This is a genomic window from Alteromonas sp. KUL150 (assembly GCF_009811475.1).
GTDB classification, from domain to species: domain Bacteria; phylum Pseudomonadota; class Gammaproteobacteria; order Enterobacterales; family Alteromonadaceae; genus Alteromonas; species Alteromonas gracilis.
Genome location: NZ_BLIJ01000101.1, coordinates 1 through 552, shown reverse-complemented (window position 1 = coordinate 552; position 552 = coordinate 1). Strand labels below are relative to the sequence as shown.

The window sequence follows — 552 nt, the reverse complement described above, 5'->3', positions numbered from 1 at the left end:
AGTTATAAGTCATGGAGGGATAAATATGAATCTTAATGCTACATTTGTTGGCCAATTCGCTTTTGCGCTAGCAGTAATTTGTGCTTTAGTCGGCTATTTTTTAGGTAAACGTAAAAGTACATCTCCAGTACTTCTTTCAGTAGTAGGATTTGTTTGTGGTCTAATACCGCCACTAGGTGCAATTTTCATTCTAGTATTGGCACTTAAAAAAGACCTACCAACAAGTGAGTCCAAGGCAGTTTCTGGCAATGACTTATAACAAACGTTTTAAGTCGTGCGCTGACGCACACTGGGACACAAACACATGGACCGCTTCGCATTGTATCCCATGCGTTTGTGCCCCTTAAACGGAAGTTAGGCGTCATTTACTTACAGCATTAAAATGTAGGTTAAACCGTGACACTCCAGCATCTAGGTTGTTTCGCTAGGTAGTCTTTACAGCTTGCTTTCTCGGTTGCCTTAACGGCTTTAGCAACGTGCTTTTCATAAACACCGTAACGCCAACATTTAACATAACCAGCTTTCTAAACTCGTTCATTTATCCCGCATTGT

1 protein-coding gene is annotated in these 552 nt (G+C 40.9%); it reads left to right on the top strand.

Annotated elements, in window-relative coordinates:
• The coding region (locus tag GVO62_RS19280) for a hypothetical protein (protein ID WP_308469244.1) at window positions 1-259 on the top strand (259 nt) is incomplete at its 5' end.
• Window positions 260-552: the final 293 nt, after the last annotated feature.